The organism is Dietzia sp. 2505, from assembly GCF_040546785.1.
Lineage (GTDB): Bacteria > Actinomycetota > Actinomycetes > Mycobacteriales > Mycobacteriaceae > Dietzia.
The window spans coordinates 104,263-124,143 of record NZ_JBEPON010000006.1; the positions used below are offsets into that span (position 1 = coordinate 104,263).

20 protein-coding genes are annotated in these 19,881 nt (G+C 71.3%); 15 read left to right on the forward strand and 5 right to left on the reverse strand.

What is annotated here, in order from left to right; genetic code table 11:
• The first annotated feature begins 12 nt into the window (after positions 1 to 12).
• Both ABIE38_RS12530 and ABIE38_RS12535 read left to right on the forward strand, forming a co-directional pair.
• A complete protein-coding gene (locus ABIE38_RS12530) occupies positions 13 to 1,179 on the forward strand; it encodes an NAD-dependent epimerase/dehydratase family protein (protein ID WP_354056724.1) in 1,167 nt (388 codons plus the stop codon).
• Positions 1,176 to 2,309: a lysophospholipid acyltransferase family protein gene (locus tag ABIE38_RS12535; RefSeq protein ID WP_354056726.1), complete on the forward strand. Its 1,134-nt coding sequence runs from the start codon at positions 1,176 to 1,178 to the stop codon at positions 2,307 to 2,309. The genes ABIE38_RS12530 and ABIE38_RS12535 overlap by 4 nt, the downstream gene beginning before the upstream one ends.
• Before the next feature lie 54 nt (positions 2,310 to 2,363).
• Here the strand turns inward: ABIE38_RS12535 and ABIE38_RS12540 are convergent, their stop codons facing one another.
• Positions 2,364 to 3,422 carry an HAD family hydrolase gene (locus ABIE38_RS12540; RefSeq protein WP_354056728.1) on the reverse strand — a complete coding sequence of 353 codons (1,059 nt, stop codon included), beginning with the start codon at positions 3,420 to 3,422 and terminating at the stop codon, positions 2,364 to 2,366.
• A 71-nt stretch (positions 3,423 to 3,493) separates the two neighbouring features.
• Here ABIE38_RS12540 and ABIE38_RS12545 point away from each other — a divergent pair, with 71 nt between their 5' ends.
• Positions 3,494 to 3,763: a glutaredoxin family protein gene (locus tag ABIE38_RS12545; RefSeq protein ID WP_354056730.1), complete on the forward strand. Its 270-nt coding sequence runs from the start codon at positions 3,494 to 3,496 to the stop codon at positions 3,761 to 3,763.
• A 5-nt stretch (positions 3,764 to 3,768) separates the two neighbouring features.
• On the opposite strand, the gene ABIE38_RS12550 is transcribed toward ABIE38_RS12545, so the two are convergent.
• Positions 3,769 to 4,110, reverse strand: coding sequence for an HNH endonuclease (locus ABIE38_RS12550; RefSeq protein ID WP_354057036.1), 342 nt, complete (start codon positions 4,108 to 4,110; stop codon positions 3,769 to 3,771).
• 446 nt (positions 4,111 to 4,556) lie between these two features.
• On the opposite strand from ABIE38_RS12550, the gene ABIE38_RS12555 reads away from it, so the two are divergent.
• From ABIE38_RS12555 to ABIE38_RS12610, 12 genes are all read left to right on the forward strand, one after another.
• Entirely contained in the window at positions 4,557 to 5,930 is a 1,374-nt protein-coding gene (locus ABIE38_RS12555; RefSeq protein ID WP_354056732.1) for a glutamyl-tRNA reductase, read from the forward strand.
• Positions 5,927 to 6,925: a hydroxymethylbilane synthase gene (gene hemC, locus ABIE38_RS12560; RefSeq protein ID WP_354056734.1), complete on the forward strand. Its 999-nt coding sequence runs from the start codon at positions 5,927 to 5,929 to the stop codon at positions 6,923 to 6,925. Before ABIE38_RS12555 ends, hemC begins: the two co-directional genes overlap by 4 nt.
• A gap of 69 nt (positions 6,926 to 6,994) precedes the next feature.
• Positions 6,995 to 8,638: a bifunctional uroporphyrinogen-III C-methyltransferase/uroporphyrinogen-III synthase gene (locus tag ABIE38_RS12565; RefSeq protein ID WP_354056736.1), complete on the forward strand. Its 1,644-nt coding sequence runs from the start codon at positions 6,995 to 6,997 to the stop codon at positions 8,636 to 8,638.
• 51 nt (positions 8,639 to 8,689) lie between these two features.
• Positions 8,690 to 9,733 carry a porphobilinogen synthase gene (gene hemB / locus ABIE38_RS12570; protein WP_354056738.1) on the forward strand — a complete coding sequence of 348 codons (1,044 nt, stop codon included), beginning with the start codon at positions 8,690 to 8,692 and terminating at the stop codon, positions 9,731 to 9,733.
• Entirely contained in the window at positions 9,730 to 10,329 is a 600-nt protein-coding gene (locus ABIE38_RS12575; protein ID WP_354056740.1) for a hypothetical protein, read from the forward strand. Before hemB ends, ABIE38_RS12575 begins: the two co-directional genes overlap by 4 nt.
• Complete coding sequence (gene mce1N / locus ABIE38_RS12580) at positions 10,316 to 10,867, forward strand: transport-regulating membrane protein Mce1N (protein ID WP_354056742.1); 552 nt, start codon at positions 10,316 to 10,318, stop codon at positions 10,865 to 10,867. The genes ABIE38_RS12575 and mce1N overlap by 14 nt, the downstream gene beginning before the upstream one ends.
• Entirely contained in the window at positions 10,864 to 11,106 is a 243-nt protein-coding gene (locus ABIE38_RS12585) for a hypothetical protein (RefSeq protein ID WP_354056744.1), read from the forward strand. The genes mce1N and ABIE38_RS12585 overlap by 4 nt, the downstream gene beginning before the upstream one ends.
• Before the next feature lie 282 nt (positions 11,107 to 11,388).
• Positions 11,389 to 13,239 carry an alpha/beta fold hydrolase gene (locus tag ABIE38_RS12590; protein WP_354056746.1) on the forward strand — a complete coding sequence of 617 codons (1,851 nt, stop codon included), beginning with the start codon at positions 11,389 to 11,391 and terminating at the stop codon, positions 13,237 to 13,239.
• 45 nt (positions 13,240 to 13,284) lie between these two features.
• A complete protein-coding gene (hemL, locus tag ABIE38_RS12595) occupies positions 13,285 to 14,634 on the forward strand; it encodes a glutamate-1-semialdehyde 2,1-aminomutase (protein WP_502914784.1) in 1,350 nt (449 codons plus the stop codon).
• On the forward strand, positions 14,631 to 15,545 hold the full coding sequence (locus ABIE38_RS12600; protein WP_502914785.1) for a histidine phosphatase family protein: 915 nt from the start codon (positions 14,631 to 14,633) through the stop codon (positions 15,543 to 15,545). The genes hemL and ABIE38_RS12600 overlap by 4 nt, the downstream gene beginning before the upstream one ends.
• 3 nt (positions 15,546 to 15,548) lie before the next feature.
• On the forward strand, positions 15,549 to 16,160 hold the full coding sequence (locus ABIE38_RS12605; protein WP_182644991.1) for a TlpA disulfide reductase family protein: 612 nt from the start codon (positions 15,549 to 15,551) through the stop codon (positions 16,158 to 16,160).
• Positions 16,157 to 17,017: a cytochrome c biogenesis CcdA family protein gene (locus tag ABIE38_RS12610; RefSeq protein ID WP_354056748.1), complete on the forward strand. Its 861-nt coding sequence runs from the start codon at positions 16,157 to 16,159 to the stop codon at positions 17,015 to 17,017. The genes ABIE38_RS12605 and ABIE38_RS12610 overlap by 4 nt, the downstream gene beginning before the upstream one ends.
• 23 nt (positions 17,018 to 17,040) lie before the next feature.
• Here ABIE38_RS12610 and ABIE38_RS12615 read toward each other — a convergent pair whose 3' ends face one another.
• From ABIE38_RS12615 to ABIE38_RS12625, 3 genes are all read right to left on the reverse strand, one after another.
• The gene (locus tag ABIE38_RS12615; protein WP_354056750.1) at positions 17,041 to 18,411 is read right to left on the reverse strand and encodes an HNH endonuclease signature motif containing protein; all 1,371 of its coding nucleotides are present in this window, start codon (positions 18,409 to 18,411) and stop codon (positions 17,041 to 17,043) included.
• A 77-nt stretch (positions 18,412 to 18,488) separates the two neighbouring features.
• Positions 18,489 to 18,737, reverse strand: coding sequence for a hypothetical protein (locus ABIE38_RS12620; protein WP_354056752.1), 249 nt, complete (start codon positions 18,735 to 18,737; stop codon positions 18,489 to 18,491).
• Positions 18,738 to 18,749: 12 nt separating this feature from the next.
• A complete protein-coding gene (locus ABIE38_RS12625) occupies positions 18,750 to 19,784 on the reverse strand; it encodes a hypothetical protein (RefSeq protein WP_354056754.1) in 1,035 nt (344 codons plus the stop codon).
• Positions 19,785 to 19,881 lie beyond the last annotated feature (97 nt).

Below are 19,881 nucleotides of genomic sequence, written 5' to 3' on the forward strand. Positions count from 1 at the left end.
ACAGTGGTCTGGGTGAACCCCGAAGCACCAACCCGTCGGCCCGCCCGGGCTGTCGCCGTCGTGGGCGGGAGCCGGTACCTCGGCGCCCACCTCGTGGGGATGCTGCTCCGGACCGAATCCGTCGAGCGCGTCCTGGCCATCGACTCCGTCAAACCCTCGCCGCAACACCGCCGTCGGATGAGGGACGCCGAGTTCGTCCGCCTCGACCCGCAGTCGCCGCGCCTCCAGGGCATCCTGCGCGACGCCGGCATCGACACCGTGGTCCACGCCGGACTGCACCACACCGACTTCGCCCCGGGCGGCCGCGCGGCCGTCAAGGAAGCCAACATCATGGGCTCGATGCACGTGATCGCGGCCTGTGGGCGGGCCGCGACCGTCACGCGGTTCGTGTTGATCTCCTCGACCACCGTCTACGGCTCCTCGGGCGTGGACCCGGCCATGTTCACCGAGGACATGGCGGCTCGCCGCCAGCCCAGCGGCGGCATCCCCCTGGATCACCTGTCGGTCGAGGGCTACGTGCGGGGGATGTCCCGCAAGCGGCCGGACATCGACGTGACGATCCTGCGGATCCCCGCGATCCTCGGTCTGCCCGAACCCACGGTGTTCGGGGAGTTGCTGGCGCCCTCGATCGCCCCGGTGCTGGCGGGCTATGACCCCCGCATCCAGTTGCTGCACCCGCAGGACGCGCTCGACGCCCTCCTGCACGCCACGATGGGAGCCGCACCGGGGACGTTCAACATCGCCGGCGAGGGGATCCTCACGCTCACCCAGGCCATCCGGCGGGCCGGGCACGTCCCGCTGCCGGTGCCCCCGCAGACGTTCAAGCTCGCCGTGCGCCTGCTGTCGAGTCAGGGGCTGCGCGACATCGGGGCCTCGCAGTTGCGCTACCTGCGCTTCGGGCGCGCCGTGGACACCACGCGCATGCGCGAGGAGTTCGGCTTCACGCCCCGGTACTCCACCGAGGAGGCACTGCACGCCTACCTTGTGGACTCCGGCACCGAGCCGCTCATCACCCGCGCCACGCTCGAGCGCAAGACCGCCAAGGTCGCCGCCATGCTCCCCGCGCCCGTGGCCGACCGGCTGCGCGCGGGAGTGGACACCACCCTGTGCGAGCTCGAGGCGATCGGCGCACTGCCCGATCCGAACGAGCACGATCCGAGCATGGAGGAGGCGCTGTGAGGGGCCCCGAATTCGACCTGAGCCAGCCACTCGGTGGGCCGCGCTGGGGGGAGGGCCGCCGCGACTCGCGGAGCGACCGCATCGTGGGCGAGGGTTTCCTCGGCGCCACCAGCCACAGCGACGCCGCCGCCACCGAGATCGGCCGGATCGTCGACCGGTTCCTCACCTCGGTGCGGGACACCCTGGGCCAGGTGATGGAGGCGCTGCCGGTCGACGCCGAGATGCTGGGTCCCGTCCGCGACGTCGCGAGGGGAGTCGACGTGATGCTCGCGACCGGCGACGTCAGCGCGCTGTCCGGGCTCGTCGACGCCATCAACGGTGTCGGCGAGCTGATCGCCACACGCGTCACCGGTGGCTACGAGGTCGACGAGTTCGGCTTCGACGAGCACTTCCACAGCACCATCTGGCTACCGATGTGGCGGCCGCTGTTCGAGCACTGGTTCCGGGTCGAGGTGATCGGCGCCGAGAACATCCCCGCCGAGGGCGCGGGGCTGATCGTCTCCAACCACGCCGGGGTCCTGCCGTTGGACGCGATGATGACCACGGTCGCCGTCCACGACCACTCGGGCCGCGCCCTCCGGCTGCTGGCGGCCGACCTGGCGATGACGCTGCCGGTCTCCGCCCCGCTGGCGCGGCGGGCCGGGGCGACCCTCGCCTGCGCTGCCGACGCCGAACGCCTGCTCGAGAGCGGACACGTGGTGGCGGTGTGGCCCGAGGGCTACAAGGGGCTGGGCAAGCCGTTCTCTGACCGGTACCGGCTGCAGCGCTTCGGCCGCGGTGGATTCGTGTCCACGGCGCTGGACGCCGGCGCGCCGATCATCCCGTGCTCGGTGGTGGGCTCGGAGGAGATCTACCCCAAGATCGGCGAGTTCTCCCCGCTGGCGCGGCTGCTGGGCGTCCCGTACCTGCCCATCACGCCGACGTTCCCCCTGCTCGGCGGCCTGGGCGGCATCCCGCTGCCCACCAAGTGGACCATCGAGTTCGGCGAGCCCATCGAGACCTCACATCTGGGTCCGGACGCCGGCGACGACCCGATGATCGTCTTCGAGATCACCGACCAGGTCCGCGAGACCATCCAGAACACGCTGTTCCGGAACCTCGCGCGCCGCGGGAGCGTCTTCTTCGGCTGACCCGCGTGGCGGTCGTGCCGGGCCGGCGCGTTCCGGGCCCGGCCGCGCGTCGGCTCAGAACATCCGTCGGATCTGGCCGATCGTCCGCGCACCGTACGAGGATTTGACGGCCGCCCGGGCTCCGGCGAGCCCGCCCACCGCGAGCACGCCCGGGACCGCCTTCTTGGCGGCCTTGCGCACGGTGCGGAAGTCCTTGATGTCCCAGCCGTTCTCGGAGGCGTACTTGCGCAGCCGCCCGTCCGGGTTGATGGCCACCGGGTTGCCGACCATGGTGAGCATCGGCATGTCGTTGAAGCTGTCCGAGTACGCGTAGCACTTGGACAGGTCGAAACCCTCGGCCTCGGCGAGGTTGGAGATGGCGTGCGCCTTGCCGGGCCCGTGCAGGATGTCGCCCACCAGGCGGCCGGTGTACACACCGTCCTCCTCCTCGGCCACGGTCCCGAGCGCACCCGAGAGCCCGAGCCGCGCCGCGATCACCCGCGCGAGCATCACCGGCGTGGCGGTGACCAGCCAGACCTGCTGGCCGGCGTCGAGGTGCATCTGCACAAGCGAGCGCGTGCCCGGCCAGACGCGGTCGAGCATCGAGGTGTCCACGACCTCCTCGCTCAACGCGGTCAGCTCGGCGACGGTGTGGCCCTTGACGAAGCTCAGCGCCTTGTCGCGGCCCGCGGCCACGTCGTCGGCGTTCTCCTTGCCGGAGACCCGGAACTTGACCTGCGACCACGCCATCGACGCCACGTCCTGCGCCGTGAAGAACTTGTGCTTGGCCAGGCCACGCGCCAGCAGGATGATCGAGGCGCCCTGGATCAGGGTGTTGTCCACGTCGAAGAACGCCGCGGCCTGCGGGTCGGGGACGAACCGCGTGGCGGCGTGGTCGTCGTGGTCCTCGGTGGGCGTGGCGTCGGCGAGCGGGGGACCGGGCTCGGCGCCGGGCTCGAGCTTGACCGCGTTCCTGGCCGAGGCCTCGCCGGCGACGCGCTGGTCGCGGGCGTTGCGCCGGCGCCAGACCAGCCGCCCGATCGCACTGGTGACGTCCGCTCGTCCGGGCAGCCGGAGACTGTTGCCCCCGGTGTCGGAATCGGGATCGTCGGTGGCGTCGGTGTGGTCGTTCACCGGGTGGACCTCCTAGTGGGGGTGGGACCCCATCCTAGGGGAGCCCAGAGGGGGTGGGGCACTATCAGGGCATGGTGCACACGGTGACCCTGCTTACCCGCGAGGGCTGTGGAAGTTGCGTCCGGGTCCACGGGCAGTTGGTCCCGTTGTGCGCGACGGCGCACGCGCGGCTCGAGGTGGTGGACGTGGACCGTGCTGCCGACCCCGAACTCGCGGTGGAGTACGGCGACCGCCTGCCGGTGGTGCTGGTGGACGGCGCGGAGCACTCGTGTTGGGAGGTCGACGACGACGAGCTGAGTGCCGACCTCGCGGCCCCCGAGCCGTTCCGTGGCTGGGGGTGAGCCCGCTACTCCTCGGCGAGCAGGCCCTGCAGGATCGTCGCGTGCCGGAGCAGGAAGGCGCGCTCGTCGAGCTTCTTGCGCCGGAGCCAGCCGGTGACCTCGCTGTTGTGCTTGCTCGCGTTGCAGGAGGCGCAGGCGGGGACCACGTTCTCCAGGGTGTAGCGCCCGCCGCGGGAGACGGGCATGACGCAGTCGCGCTGCAGTGCGGGGCCCTGCGCCCGGCAGTAGGCGCACCCGCCCCAGGCGCGGAGGAGGTCGACCCACTGCGGGGTGGTGAGGTCGTTGTCGACCCTAGCCAGTCGCCGCTTCCGTCGCTTCGCGTACCGCGCGCGTGTCGCCGCGGACACGGTGGTGGAGGACCTTGTGGTGGTGGACCTGCGGCGTGGTGGCACGGCGCAACCGTACGTCGCTCGCGTGCGCCCGGTGGAGCGCTGTCCGCGCGCGTGTCGCCGCGGGCCCGGGCCGCCGAGGGTCGGCGCTGCTCATGGCGGCCGCACGGCGTCCCCCGGGCATAGCATCCGCCCCGGCGACGGTTTTGTCCCGGGGTGCCAAGCGGGTTACGGTGGAGTTCGTTGCGGGTCGATCGCAGGCTCAGGCCACGGCCGTCCCGGCAGGGGAATCCACTGGGATTCGCCCTGTACGCAGCCGTGCACACCGACAGGAGACGACCGACTGTGGATCACCGTTCCGCGTGTGCGTCGAGTGTCGTCCCGTCGTTCCCGGTGTCCCGAGTTGACGCATCGGTGCCCATTCTGGCATGGGCCCCATCGGCACTCGCGTCCGGGGGTCGGCCGTGAGCATCCTCCTGGTGGGTCTGTCCCATCACAGCGCCCCGGTCGCCCTGTTGGAGTCGGTGGCCGTCGCGGAAGCCGATCGGGACACCCTCACCGAGAACCTGATCAGCGGCAGCCACGTCGACGAGGCGATGATCGTCACCACCTGTAACCGCGTTGAGGTCTACGCGGCGGTGGAGGCGTTCCACCCGGCGCTCGACGACGTGGTGGGTCTCCTCTCGCGGCACTCCGGTCTCTCGGCCGACGAACTCAGCCGCCACCTCTATGTCCGCTATTCCGAGTCGGCCGCCGAGCACCTGTTCTCGGTGGCCTCGGGCCTGGACTCGATGGTCGTGGGCGAGCAGCAGATCATCGGACAGATCCGCACGGCCTACCAGTCCGCGTCCGACATCGGCGCGGCCGGCACCACGCTGCACCGACTCGCCCAGCAGGCCCTCCACGTGGGCAAACGCGTCCACACCGAGACGGGCATCGACTCGGCGGGCTCGTCGGTGGTGTCGGTGGCGCTCGACCGCGCCGCGGAGATCCTCGCCGAGGGGGCGACCCCCGAGACCTCCGGGTCCCAGTCCCGCCGTCTCGACGGGCGCCGCGCGGTCGTGCTCGGAGCGGGTGCGATGGGCGGGCTGGCCGTCGCGCACCTGGGCCGAGCGGGGATCGCTCATATCGACGTCACCAACCGCACCCCGGAGCGCGCCGATCGTCTCTCCGAGATCGCCCGCGACGCCGGCACCCCGGCCTCGGCGTTCCCCATGGAGGACCTGGCCGACGGGATCGCCGCCGCGGACATCCTCTTCACCTGTACCGGCGCGGTCGGCGCGGTCGTGACCCTGGGCGACGTGCACACGGCGATCGCCCGGCGCGGACCGGGGCGTCCGTTGGTGATCTGCGACCTGGGCATGCCTCGCGATGTCGACCCCTCGGTCTCGGGCCTGCCGGGCGTGACCGTGCTCGGCATCGAGGAGCTCAACGCCGACCCGGCCACCTCGGCCGCGGCCGCCGACGCCGACGCCGCCCGGACGATTGTCGACACCGAGCTCGCCGCGTACACGCAGGCCGAGCGCATGGCCGGGGTCGGGCCGCTGATCGGCCAGCTCCGCGGCCGCGGCGGACAGGTGGTCGCCGCCGAGATGCGACGGCTGGATTCGCGACTGCCGGAGTTGGACGACAGGGTCCGCGACGAGGTGGCCAACACCGTGCGACGGGTGGTGGACAAGCTGCTGCACCCGCCGACGGTGAGGTTTAAGGAGCTCGCCGCGCAGCCGGACGGCGAGAACCTGGCGGCGGTCGTGAGGACGCTGTTCGACCTGGACAGCGCGGATCGTCTGGACGCGAGCAGTGTGGACGCCAGCAGTGTGGACGAGGAGGCGTCATGAGCAGGACCCTGAAGGTGGGGACGCGCGGGAGCAACCTCGCGACCACGCAGGCCGGGCACGTGCGGGACGCGCTCATCGCCGCCGGCTACCCGGCAGAGCTGGTGATCGTCCGGACCCGGGGCGACGTGGTGATGGCACCCGTCGAGCGGATCGGCGTGGGCGTGTTCACGATGGAGCTGCGCTCCGCGCTCGAGCGCGGCGACTGTGACGTCGCCGTCCACTCGTACAAGGACCTCCCGACCGCGCCCGACGACCGGTTCGCCCCGATCGCCGTGCCGCCGCGGGTCGACCCCTCGGACGTGCTCATCGCCCGCGACGGGCTGACCCTGACGACGCTCCCCGAGGGTGCGCGCGTCGGGACCTCGGCACCCCGCCGGCGGTCCCAGCTCGCCGCGCTCCGGCCGGACCTGGACCTGCACCCGCTGCGCGGCAACATCGACACGCGCATGTCCTACGTGACCAGCGGGGACCTGGACGCGGTCGTGTTGGCCGCCGCCGGGCTCGACCGCGTCGGCGTGGGCGAACGGGCCACCCAGCGGTTCGGCATCGACGTGATGCTCCCCGCCCCCGCGCAGGGTGCCCTCGCCGTCGAATGCCGCGCCGACGACGCCGGCGCCGCCGAGGCGATCGCACTGCTGGACCACCTCCCCTCCAGGATCCGGGTGACCGCCGAGCGACGCCTCCTCGCCGAACTCGAGGCCGGGTGCACCGCCCCGGTCGGGGCGCGCGCCGAACTCGACGGGGGAGTGCTCACACTGCACGCCGTCGCCGCGTCGCACGACGGCACGACCGTCCTGCGCACCGAGGGCACCACCGTCACCGCGGACCACCCCGACGGTCCCGTCACCGCTGCCGACGAGCTGGGTCGCCGGCTCGCGGCGGACCTGCTCGGCCGGGGCGCACGAGACCTGATGTCCGAGAAGTCCCCCGAGGAACGGGCCCCGCTCGTCCCGAGGGAGTCGACGACGGCGCCCCCGACCGTCACCGAGACCTGATCCATGTCCCCTGAAGCTCCCCGTCGCGCGCAGCCAGCGCGCGACACCCACCCCACGGAGAGACGAACAATGACTCGAGCACGTACCACCCGCCCCGGAACCGTCCGCTTCGTCGGCGGCGGTCCAGGCAACGCGGGGATGCTCACCTGCAGGGCCCGGGAGGTCCTCGCGGGTAACGCGCTGGTCTTCGCCGACGCCGACGTCTCCGCCGAGGTGCTCGCGCTCGTCGCAGGCGACGTCCCGGTCCCGGAGGACCTGCTCGACGCGCGCCGCGCCGAGATGGACGCCGCCGTCGCCGCCGAGGACAAGGCGGAGATCAAGAGGCTGAAGACGCTCCCGGCTCCCACCGCCGCGGACGTGCGTCCCGTCCTGGGAGAACCGGCCGCCGTGGCCAAGCAGCTCGTCGCCGAGGCCAAGAAGGGCCACGACGTGGTGCGGCTGGTCACCGGTGACCCGATGACCACCGACGCCACCGTCACCGAGATCGCGGCCGTCGGCCGCACCGTGGTGCCGTTCGAGGTCGTGCCGGGCGTCGCCGAGGCCACCGCCGTCCCCGCGTTCGCCGGCATCGCCCTGGGGTCCGGGTACGTGTTCGCCGACGGCCGCGGCAAGGTCGACTGGGCCTCCCTCGTCAACTCGCCCGGCCCGATCGTCCTGCGCACCACCGGACGGCACCTCGCCGAGGCCGCCTCCAACCTCGCCGAGCAGGGCCTCGCGGCCGGGACGCCCGTCACCGTGACCTGCGCCGGTTCGCTCTGTGCCCAGAAGTCCGCCGACGGTACCCTGGCCACCATGGCCGAGGTCGGGCGCGAGATGGACGGTGACCTCGTGGTGACCATCGGCAAGTCCGCCGGTGAGCGCCACCGCCACCAGTGGTGGGAGTCGCGGGCCATGTTCGGTTGGAACGTGCTCGTGCCCCGCACCAAGGCACAGTCCGCCGAGATGAGCGAGCGGATCGCCGAGCACGGCGCCGTGCCGGTCGAGGTGCCCACCATCGCCGTCGAGCCGCCCCGCAGCCCGGCCCAGATGGAGCGGGCGGTCAAGGGTCTGGTCGACGGCCGGTACCAGTGGGTCGTGTTCACCTCCTCCAACGCGGTCCGCGCGGTGTGGGAGAAGTTCTGCGAGTTCGGCCTGGACGCCCGCGCGTTCTCCGGCGTCAAGATCGCCTGCGTGGGAGAGGGCACCGCGGAGCGCGTCCGCGAACTGGGCATCCAGCCCGAGCTGCTGCCCTCCGGCGAGCAGTCCAGCCAGGGCCTGCTCGAGGTCTTCCCGCCGTACGACGACATCCTGGACCCCGTCAACCGGGTCCTGCTGCCGCGCGCCGACATCGCCACCGAGACCCTCGCCGAGGGCCTGACCGGCCGCGGCTGGGAGATCGAGGACGTCACCGCCTACCGCACAGTCCGCGCGGCCCCGCCGGCCGCCGAGATCCGCGAGATGATCAAGAGCGGCGGGTTCGACGCCGTGTGCTTCACCAGTTCCTCCACGGTCCGCAACCTCGTGGGGATCGCCGGTAAGCCGCACACCCGGACCCTGATCGCGTGCATCGGCCCGCGCACCGCCGAGACCGCTGCCGAGTTCGGACTGCGCGTGGACGTGCAGCCGGACAACGCGTCGGTGCTCGACCTGGTGGACGCGCTCGCCGCCCACGCGGACCAGCTGCGTGAGGCCGGGGAGCTGCCGCCCCCTCGTCGCCGCGCACGCCGTCGCTGATCCCGACCGGCGCCGCACCGCGTCACCGGCGACTTTCGTACAGTGGAGCCCGTGACCACACCGCGTGAGACCGACACCGCATCCGTTCCGGCACCACTGGTGCGTCCGCGACGGCTGCGCTCGACGCCGGCGATGCGCAGGCTCGTCGCCGAGACCACGCTCGCACCCCGGCAGCTGGTCCTGCCGGCGTTCGTCGCCGACGGTCTCGACGCGCCGCACGCCATCTCCTCCCTGCCCGGGGTCGTGCAACACACCGTCGACTCCCTCCGCCGTGAGGCCGCCGCCGCCGCCGAGGCGGGACTCGGCGGGATCATGCTGTTCGGCGTCCCGCTCGACGAGCACAAGGACGCCTCGGGTAGCTGCGGCGCCGCAGCCGACGGCATCCTCAACCGGGCGCTGACCGCCGTCCGCGAGGAGGTCGGCGACGACCTCGTGGTGATGGCCGACACCTGCCTGGACGAGTTCACCGACCACGGGCACTGCGGTGTCCTCGGCACCGACCCACGTGGCGAGCAGATCGTCGACAACGACGCCACCCTGGCCGCCTACAACGACCTCGCCGTGGCCCAGGCCGCCGCCGGAGCCCACGTGGTGGGGCCGAGCGGGATGATGGACGGCCAGATCGCCGCCATCCGCGAGGCGCTGGACCGCGAGGGCTACCAGGACGTGGCCGTACTCGCGTACAGCGCCAAGTACGCCAGCGCCTTCTACGGGCCGTTCCGCGAGGCCGTCGGGTCCTCGCTTCGCGGCGACCGGCGTACCTACCAGCAGGACCCCGCCAACCTGCGCGAGTCGCTTCGCGAGGTGCGGTTGGACCTGGACGAGGGCGCCGACATAGTCATGGTCAAGCCGGCGATGAGCTACCTCGACGTGCTGCGCCAGACCGCTGAGATCTCGGACGTGCCCGTGGCCGCCTACCAGGTCTCCGGGGAGTACGCGATGATCTCCGCCGCCGCCGAGCGCGGATGGATCGACCACGACCCGGCGGTGATGGAGTCGCTGACCTCCATCCGCCGCGCCGGCGCGGACATCGTCCTGACCTACTGGGCCTTGCACGCCGCCCGCCTCCTCACCGACGGGTGGGGCACCCGGTGACCGGCACCGGCCCGTGGCGCCCACCCGAGCGGACCGACGTCCCCTCCGAGCGCGCCGACGGCCGGCCGGTGGAACCGGCGGGCCCCCTTCCCGACGACGTCCACTCCGCCTGGGGTCTGTGGCTCGCCGCCACCGGGTTCGCGCTGATCGGGATGCTGCTCAACGCCGCGACCTCCCGGTTCGGCGATCTGCCCCCGGCCACCCGTGACGCCTTCCGCGACGCCGTCGAGACCGCCGGGGCCGCTGACATCTCCATCGAGGCGCTGTTCGGCATGGCGCGGATCGTGGGGGCGATCCTGGCAATACTCGTCAGCGTGGTGACCGTGTGGCTGGCATTCCGGCTGCGAGCGGGAAAGGGCTGGGCCCGGACGATGCTCGACATTGTCGCCATCTTCCTCGTGGTGGACGCGGTCTCCGTCGTGATCGGCGTGTTCGGCGGTGTCGCCGAGGCGGGGGAGCGTGGCGAGATCGTCACCTTCATCGTGATCTCCCTGCAGATCCTCGCGGGGCTGTGCGCCGCGACCGCCGTGTGGCGTCAGCACACCGCCGAGGCCATGAAGTTCACGACCGGCGGTGGTGCGCGTGCCGGCGAGTGAGCCCGACCAGTCGGAACCGGGGACAGGCCCGGAACCGCAGGGCCCCATCCTCTTCGCCGAAGACGGGTGGAGCTGGGCCTGGATCTTCGCCGCGCCGCTGTTCTGCGCGAGCGCCGCGGTGTTCGAGTTGATCGCCGGCGCGCCAGTCCACTGGCTCATGCTCACGGTCTGCGCGATCGCCTCGGCGATGTGCCACGGGGTGATGATCGCCGCCACCCGCGTCCACGGTCGCGTCCGGCTCACCCCGACCACGTACATCCAGGGAACCGAGGAACTCGAACTGGACCGCGTGCAGGAGGTGCTCCCGCTGCCCGGTGACGGCATCCCCGAGGCCTCGTGGGAGACCGCCCGCACGCTCGGAGAACTCCGCGAGGTTCCCCGCCGACGGCGGTCCGTCGGACTGCGCCTGGACACCGGTGCCGAGGTCCGGGCCTGGACCCGCGACCCGGTCGGGTTGCACGCCGCCCTCGAGGCCGCGGTCCGCTCCGTCGGAACGGGCACCGGCACCGGCTCGGGCGCCGCCTCGGATCCGGCGTGACCGCCCGGCGCCACGCCGTGCTCGCCGTCGTCGCGGCGGTCCTGGCGGTGGTGCTGTGGTGGTTGTCGCGCGACCTCGTGGCCGTCCGGCCGCCCCAGGTCGACCCGCCGGTCGAGGGTGTCATCCTGCGGACCTACACCGAGCCCTGGCTGCTGCTGGCGGCCACACTGTCGGCCGGCGTCGCGATGGTCTCCACCACGCTCGCGTTGCTGACCCGAGGCAGCCGGTATGAACAGTGATATATCTACTTCTGCCTGCACTTTTCCGGCACGCACCCCGCTCGCGGTAACGATCGGATGACGGTTCCCTGAGTCGGTGCCAGTTGGTGCGGCGTGGCACCGGCCACAGGCTACATTTGGAGCGGTTCGGACGCTTGTGACGCTCGTGAACTTGAGCGGTCGCGGCGTCCGATTCGTCTGGCAGTCATCTACAGAACATGGAATCGGGGACCGGTGCAGCCGTCTAGCACTTTCGTTGGCACCACCGCGGTCGTTGGGGCGATCGCACTTCTTGGTACCGGAGTGGCCGCCGCCGCCCCGGTCAAGTGGCAGGACTGTACCGAGATGCTCGGGATCGAGGCCGAGTACGTGCCGGCCGGTCTCGAGTGCGGGACCGTGGAGGTCCCGGTCGACTACAGCCAGCCCGACGGCGCCCGGACCGAGGTCGCGCTGACGCGCATCAAGGCGTCCTCCGGGCAGGCCCGGTCGGCCGTCTTCGGCAATCCCGGCGGCCCCGGCAACTATGCCCTCAACTTCTGGAGCCCCGCGTTCGACGGCACCGCGCCCGCCGGCCTGTACGAGAACCACGACCTCGTGGCCGTCCAGCCGCGCGGCCTCTACGGTTCCAACCCGATGACCTGTGACGTCGCCTTCGTCGGCCCCACCACCGCCAATGCGTTGCACGACGCCTGCTTCGGGACCGACCCGGCCTACATGGCCTCGTTCACGACCGAGAACGCGGCCCGCGACATGAACTCCGTCCGCGAATCGCTCGGGCTCGCGGAGATCGACTACGTGGGCGTGTCCTACGGCACCGCGATCGGCACCGACTTCGCGACCCTGTTCCCCGAGCACACCGGCCGCATGGTGCTGGACTCCAACACGCACCCCGACTGGCGGTGGTCCACCCAGGCCGAGCAGGGCGCGCTCGCCCAGGAACGGCGATTGAACGACATCTTCACGTGGATCGCCGAGCGCGACGACTATTACGGCCTCGGCGACACCCCACGCAAGGTGTTCCACTCCTGGAAGTGGGTCACCGACCAGGAGGTGGGGGGACCCGCCAACCTCACCCCGCCGCCGGCCGAGACCCGTGACCTGCCCGTCGAGCTGCGGGGCACCGCGCTCGAGCGGCCCGCGCTGGACACCATCAACGGCACCGCGCCCGCCCTCGCCCGCGTCGAGGGTCTCGGCCGCGCCGTCGCGCTGCAGGGTCTGACCAACAACGCCACCACCGGCTTGTACGACGCCACGGTGGGCGCGACCTACTCCGAGCAGGCGTGGCCGATGCTGGCGCACATGCTCAAGTACTACAACGACGGCGGCAACATCGCCCGGGTCGACTACCCGACGGCCGCCCGGATCGTCGCCGCGCAGGAGAGCCGCTCGCCGGTCTTCCGCACCGACATCGAGATGAACGCGATCATCACGTGCAACGAGACCGCCTCGCCGCCCAACGAGCTGGGTGTCATGGCCGCCAAGGCTGATCGGTACACGGGCGGCAACAAGCTCACCACCCGCGCCGCGGCCGAGGCCGCCGGTGACGACTGCGTGGGCTGGGCGCCGGTCGCACGCACCATTCAGCCGAACGGCGACGCCCTCGACCAGAAGCCGCTCGTCCTGCACTCGGAGAAGGACGCCGTCACCCCGATCGCCGGCGCCCACAGGGTCGTCGAGACGCTCGATGGGACGTTGGTCGTCGTCGGAGGCGGCGAGCACGGGACCTTCCGTACCGGAAACGCTGCCGTCGACGCCGTGGTGATGGAGTTCCTCGAGACCGGCGTCGCGATTCCGGGGCGCGTCGAGGGCAAGCCCTCGCCGGAGCCTCTGCCGAGGTGGGGTCAGGCCGAGCGCGCGGCCGCCGCCCAGCAGGGCATGTCCGCGCCCGTCGCCGGTGCCGACGACTGGTACGGCACCCACCGCGACGCCGGCGCGGCCGCCGCGCCGGTGATGGGCTCTGTGGCCGCCCCGGCAGCCCCTGTGGCCGAGCCGGCTGTGCCCGCTCCGGTGGTCCCGGCCCCGGCTCCGCTGCCCACCCCGCAGGAGCTGCACCAGCAGGCCGAGCAGGCCCTGCAGGACGTGGCCGGACAGGTCGATACCGCCGTCAAGGCGTTGTTCGCACCGCACGGCCAACCCGCCCCGCCGCAGGGCTGACACCGCGAGGGGGTACTCGCGGGCAGTCTTTGAGACACTGGACAGGTGACGTCTGCGAGCGATGCCTTCCCGACCCCGTCCGGCCTGTCCGGCACCACCCGATCGGCCGAGCTGTTCGCCGAGGCCCGCGAGCTGATCCCGGGCGGGGTCAACTCCCCGGTCCGTGCCTTCAACTCCGTCGGCGGAACCCCGCGTTTCATGCGTGAAGCGCGGGGTTCCCGCATGACGGACGTCGACGGCAACACCTACATCGACCTGGTGTGCTCCTGGGGCCCGATGATCCACGGTCACGCCCACCCCGCGATCGTCGACGCCGTGCGGGAGACCGCCACCCGCGGTCTGAGCTTCGGCACCCCCACCGAGGGCGAGGTCGACCTGGCCCGCGAGATCGTGGGGCGGACCTCCGTCGAGGAGGTGCGCCTGGTCAACTCCGGCACCGAGGCCACCATGTCCGCGGTGCGGCTGGCGCGCGGTTTCACCGGTCGGTCCAAGGTGGTCAAGTTCTCCGGCTGCTACCACGGTCACGTGGACGCGCTGCTGGCCGACGCGGGGTCGGGTCTCGCGACTTTCGCCCTGCCGGACTCGCCCGGCGTGACAGGAGCGACCGCCCACGACACGATCGTGCTGCCGTACAACGACGTCGAGGCGACCCGCCTGGTGTTCGCCAACCACGGTAGCGAGATCGCCTGCGTGATCACCGAGGCCGCCGCCGGCAACATGGGCACGGTCCCGCCGCTGCCCGGCTTCAACGAGGAGCTGCGCACACTGTGCTCCGAGAACGGCGCGCTGTTGGTGATGGACGAGGTCATGACCGGCTTCCGGGCCGGTGACCGCGGCTGGTGGGGGATCGACGGCGTGGCCGGCGATCTGACCACCTTCGGCAAGGTCATGTCCGGCGGGCTGCCCGCCGCCGCGTTCGGTGGCCGCGCCGACGTGATGTCCGCGCTCGCCCCCTCCGGCCCCGTCTACCAGGCCGGCACGCTGTCGGGGAACCCGGTCGCGGTGGCGGCGGGTCTCGCCTCGCTGCGCCTCGCCGACCACTCCTGCTATTACACGCTGCAGACCAATGCGGACCGCCTCGAGGCACTGCTGAGCAATGCCCTGCAGGCCGCGGGTGTGGCCCACACCGTTCAGCGCGCCGGGACCATGCTCAGCGTGTTCTTCACCGACCAGCAGGTCACCGACTACGCCGGGGCCAAGGCCGCCGAGACGTTCAGGTACGCGCCGTTCTTCAACACCCTGCTGGACCGGGGCATCTACGCCCCGCCGAGCGCCTTCGAGACCTGGTTCGTCTCCACCGCGCTCACCGACGACGACTTCCAGCACATCTCCGACGCCCTGCCCGTGGCGGCCGAGGCCGCTGCCGCGGCGTCCGACCCCAAGGCCACCCGATGAGCCGGTCCGTGCGCGGTCGGGGGCTTCGCGGGCGCCTCGACGTCCCGTCGACCGGCCCCACCTCATTGCCGATCCCCCTTCGCGGGGAGCACCCGGCGCCCGCCGAGGCGCCGCCCTCGTTGGGCGGGTCCGCGGCCACAGCGCGCCCCGTGGAGGCCTCCGCCCCGCAGCAGCAGGAGGGCGCCGAGGCGTACGGGGCCGCGCCGGGTACGATTTCCGCTCCGGGCGAGCCGGTCTCGTCGTCGTCGGCACCGCGAGACTCGTCGGCCCGTGGGACCGAGACACAGACCATCGTCCACCTGGTCCGCCACGGGGAGGTGCACAACCCCGACGGAGTGCTGTACGGCCGACTGCCGGGCTTCCGACTCTCCGAGCTGGGGCGCAGTCAGGCCGAGACCGTGGCCCGCACGCTCGGGCAGGGGCACGACATCGTGTCGATCGTGGCCTCCCCGCTGCAGCGTGCCCAGGAGACCGCCGCCCCGTTGGCCGAGGCGCTGGGCCTGCCGGTGGGGATCGACGCAGACATCATCGAGGCCGACAACCGCTTCGAGGGCAACAAGGTCGGTGGCCGGGGCGGGGCGCTGCGCAACCCGAAGTACTGGCCGATCCTGATCAACCCGCTGCGGCCGTCGTGGGGCGAGCCGTACCTGCAGATCGCGCACCGGATGATCGGGGCCGTGTACTCCACCCTCGACTCCGCCCGCGGCCACGAGGCCGTACTGGTGAGCCACCAGCTGCCCGTGTACACCACGCGGCGGTTCCTCGAGGGTCGGCGGCTGTGGCACGACCCCCGTTCGCGGCAGTGCTCGCTGGCCTCGATCACCTCTCTGGTGTTCGAGGGCACGACGTTGCGCGATGTCGTCTACTCCGAACCGGCGGGTGCGTCCGACCCGTCGCAGACAGGAGCCTGAACCATGCGACGCCCCAAGGCCGCCCTCGGCGCCCTGCTCCTCGCGGGCGCTCTCGCCACCGGTGCGTGCGCGACCGGCACCGACGCGGTGGTGACGGGCCCGGAGACGTTCGAGTTCGTCAGCCCGGACGGCCAGCTGGAGATCCACTACGACCCCCCGTCCGAGCGCAAACCCGTCGCCACTCTCACCGGCCCGGATCTGCTGGACCCTGATCGCACGCTCAACGTCCAGGAGGATTTCGAGGGGCAGGTCGTGATCCTCAACCTCTGGGGCCAGTGGTGTGGCCCGTGCCGCGCCGAGTCCGACGACCTACAGCGGTTGCAGGACGAGTTCGAACCGCAGGGCGCGACCGTGTTCGGCATCAACCTGCGCGACCCCAACCGGCAGAAGCCCGTCGACTTCGTGGAGGACAATGGCATCACGTTCCCCTCGATCTGGGATCCGAGCAATGCCGCGGTGGCTGCGCTGCGCGGCTTCCCGACGTCCGTGGTGCCGGCGACGATCATCCTGGACAAGCAGCACCGGGTGGCCGCCGTGTACCTGGCCGAGATCACTGACGACAAGCTGCGGGACACCGTGTCCGCGATCCTGGCCGAGGAGGTCGAGCCGGTGTGAACCCGGAGATGATCCTGGTCGCGCAGAGCGTGGGTGAGACTTTCCAGCAGACCGTCGCCAGCGGACCGATTCTGCTGGCGCTGGGCGCGTGCGTCCTGGCGGGGCTCGTGTCTTTTGCCTCGCCGTGCGTGATCCCACTGGTGCCCGGTTACGTGGCGTACCTGGCCAGTGTCGTGGGCGCCGACCGTCCCCCGGTCACCGTGGCCGCCGTGGAACGCCAGCGAGCCGCCACGGCGACGATGACCCTGGACGAACGCCGCACCCGCCGTTCCTCGCGCAGGCGGGTGGTGGTGGCATCGCTGCTGTTCGTGGGCGGGTTCACCGTGGTCTTCGTGTCGCTCAGCGCCATGGTGCTGGGGACCGTGCAGTACCTGGCGCCGCAGCAGGAGCTGCTGCAGCGCCTCGGCGGCGTGGTGACGATACTGATGGGCCTCGTCTTCATCGGCCTCGTGCCCACCCTGCAGCGGGATACGCGCATGCAGCCCAAGTCGATCTCGACGTGGGTCGGCGCCCCGATGCTGGGCGCCGTCTTTGCGCTGGGCTGGACGCCGTGCCTCGGCCCGACGTTGGCCGCGGCGCTCTCCGTGGCCGCGGGAACTGGTGTCGACGCCGCCCGGGGAGTGCTGCTGATCGTGGCCTACTGCCTGGGCCTGGGGCTGCCGTTCGTGTTGGTCGCGTTCGGTTCCACCTGGGCGATGCGGACAGTCGGGTGGCTGCAGAAGCACACCCGCGCCATCCAGGTGTTCGGTGGCGTCATGCTGATCATCGTGGGCCTGCTGCTGCTCTCCGGCGCGTGGGCCCTGTTCATCGACTGGCTCCGCGACTTCGCCATCTCGGACACCACCCTGCCCATCTGAGCGGCGCCCGACAGTCCCCGCGGTCACGCGGCCTCCTCGACGATGCCGGCCGCGCGAAGGCGTGCGTGTATGGCGTGGTCGAGGTCGCGGAGTAGCGCGAAGGGCAGAATCGGCGCCTCGAGTGACGTCAGTGGTTTCGGTCCCGCCTTGACCGGTGGTGGGTCGGCTGCCCGCGGTGTGCCGGCGGGCGGGATCCACCTGACTCCCTGGGGTGCACTGCGGTCTGGGATCGTACTCCAACCGGTGTCGTGGATCATGGCATGGCAATCGCCGCTGGCCAGGGCGAGCTCATCGATGTTCGTCAGTCCTCCGGCTGACCAGGGTGTTCCGCTGTGGTGCGCTTCGCAGTGCCTGGCATCCTGGTCGCAATCCGGATGGGTGCAGCCTCCGTACGCCGCGAACAGCGCGAGCCGTTGGTATCGGGAGGCGGTTCTGCGGCTGCGGTAGAGCCTGAGGTCCATTTCCTGGTCGCACAGTGCGAGGAACCAGTGGTTGCCGCGCGCCATCGCCAGCGCCTGGGGCACAGGAACGCGGATCCCGCCGTCGGTCTGGCCACAGCCGGCCAGCGTGGTGAGCTGGTCGAGGTCCATGCGCACCACGATCGCCGCCGGCGCTCCGGTCTTGCGGGCGTCGGCGGACAGGGCCAGGTGCAGGGCGTGAACCATCGCGTCGTGCATGCGTTGGCCGTCGGTGCGGGTGTCTGGCGCGTCCGGATCAGGCCACAACCGGCCGGGCTGGCCCCAGCAGGCGTGCACCTCGCGCATCAGGGCTGCCAGCTGCGGGTCCATGGTCATGCTGGCGCTGGCCATCAGGTCCAGTCCCTGACCTCCGCAGGAGACCGACCTGCGGCGTGCCCGCTCGTCGGCGCCTCGTTCGGTGCGGCCCGGGTCCAGGGTGTCGAGCAGCCGATGCGCGTGCTCCTGCAGTTGCCGGGTGGTGGACTTCTCGGCAGCCTCGAGCAGCTGCTGTTCCAGGCGATCGCGCACCTCGTCGTCACACTCATCCGACAGTGCGGCCAGAGCCTTGCCGATGATCCGCAGCTGCCCGGCCGAGACCCTGCCGGCACCGCTGGCACGCATGCGGGCGGAGTCGGCGATCCCGGCATCATCGAGTCGTTCGCGGGCATCCCCCGGCGCCAGGCCCAGGCCACCGGTGAGCATCTGGCGGTCGTTGACAAAGCCCACCTGGCGGGCGGTGCCCGATTCCCGGGCCGCAGCCATGACCCGGGCCTGGGTCGCGCGGATCCGGCGTTGCGCTTGTTCGAGCGCGACGAGCTCGGCATGGAGCTGTGTCGGTGGGGCGTGGGTCCAGTCGCGTTGGAGGTGTTGATCGAGTGCGGCGAGGATCGCCCTCGACTCTCCACCCGCGCCGTCGCCGATCCCGTTCTCGCTCATGTGTTCGATTAGATCACCCGGGTACGACACTGTCCGTCGACGCAGTTCAGGCGACGTATCGATCGATCCGGAATCTCTTACCAGGGCCAGAACGCCTTGATCATCGGCGAGATGAACAGCCAGGCCAGCGCCAAGTAGAAGATCACGACTGCCGCGATAAGGGTCACGATGTCGGACGGTTGGATCACCGACTTGAGCTGCTGTCTGCGATAGGCAACGCGGCGGTCCAGTTCCTCCCAGCGCTGCAACTGAGCGTCGATGTCCGTGCCCGCCTCGGCCCCCTCGCCGTCGTCTGCAGGTTGTCTTTCGTCCTCGGTGTGGTCCATCCGGGGTCCTTTCTAGATCGCGTAGAGGTACTGCCGGAGCAGCAGGTCATGATGTTCGGTCACGGATTTGTAGGCCAGTTCGCCGAACTTCTTGCCCACGGGGGAGCCTGCCGCTGCCCCTACTCCGGCCCCGAGGAGTGCGCCGTAGGGGCCGGCGTAGGAGCCGCCACTCGCTCCGAGGAGCGCCCCGCCCGTCATTCCGCCGCCGAGTGCGGCACCGGTTTCCGTCGCGACCTCGAAGGCGCCCCCTTCGCCACGGGTGAACCGATTCACGCCGTCGTACACCGTCATCCCGGTGCCCAGGGGGCCCGCGAGCTTCCCGACGAAGCGGAGTCCGGCGCTGGCCTGCCGTCCGTAGTCGTCGGGGGCGGGGTTGAGAACATGCCGACCGCGGGTGAGGGGGTCGAGTTCGTCGGCCCGCCTGGGGAGCCCCGCGGACATGGCGCGGGTAAGTGCGGCGACGGCGACGCCGGGCCAAGGAATATCCGGGCCAGGTATCGAGCCCCTGTTGGGCTCCGGTGGGATCGCGTCGTTCAAGCGGGCGGCGATCCCGTCGAGTGTGCGTCCATAGTGTTGGTCGAGTGCGGCCACGACGTCCAGAGCCTCTTCGCTTGCCTCGGCGCGCCCGTCGACCTCGGCTTGGGTGATGTCGTCGCGGCCGGCGGCGGGTGCGAGCGAATCGTCGAGGACGACCAGACCACGCGCCTGAGCTTCGGCGATTCGGTCGCGAACCACCTTCACCGCAGGCCCGAGCGCGTTTCCCGCCTGTTCGATGGTCTGAGTCAGGTCGTCGAGGTATCCGGCAAGCGCATCGATATGACGGTGCTCGCAGTCGGCGGCATCCAGCACCGCGTCAGCGGCGACGCCCTCCCAGCCCATGGCGAGGCCATGGCGCCCCTCGGAGAGGGCCCCGCGCGCTTCCTCAGCGATGTGATGACGACCGGCGCTTGCCGCACACGCCGTCGTCACTCCGCGGGCGTCCCACCGTCGCACCGCGCCCACCGAGTAGCTCACTCGATTACCTTTCTGTGACTCGTGTCCCGTCACCAGGTGCGACGGTGCAAGTCAGCGGCCGGTTCCATCCCTGAACAAACCCGTCCAAGGAGCCGTTGCGAAGCGGGTGGAACCATCTGGCTAGTCGGGG

Bases quoted from the DNA above. Each gene is read 5' to 3' on its own strand.
- ABIE38_RS12545 (WP_354056730.1), top strand. From the start codon at position 3,494: ATGGTGCACACGGTGACCCTGCTTACCCGCGAGGGCTGTGGAAGTTGC.
- hemC (WP_354056734.1), top strand. From the start codon at position 5,927: ATGAGCAGGACCCTGAAGGTGGGGACGCGCGGGAGCAACCTCGCGACC.
- ABIE38_RS12565 (WP_354056736.1), top strand. From the start codon at position 6,995: ATGACTCGAGCACGTACCACCCGCCCCGGAACCGTCCGCTTCGTCGGC.
- ABIE38_RS12600 (WP_502914785.1), top strand. From the start codon at position 14,631: ATGAGCCGGTCCGTGCGCGGTCGGGGGCTTCGCGGGCGCCTCGACGTC.
- ABIE38_RS12605 (WP_182644991.1), top strand. From the start codon at position 15,549: ATGCGACGCCCCAAGGCCGCCCTCGGCGCCCTGCTCCTCGCGGGCGCT.
- ABIE38_RS12615 (WP_354056750.1), bottom strand. From the start codon at position 18,411: ATGAGCGAGAACGGGATCGGCGACGGCGCGGGTGGAGAGTCGAGGGCG.
- ABIE38_RS12620 (WP_354056752.1), bottom strand. From the start codon at position 18,737: ATGGACCACACCGAGGACGAAAGACAACCTGCAGACGACGGCGAGGGG.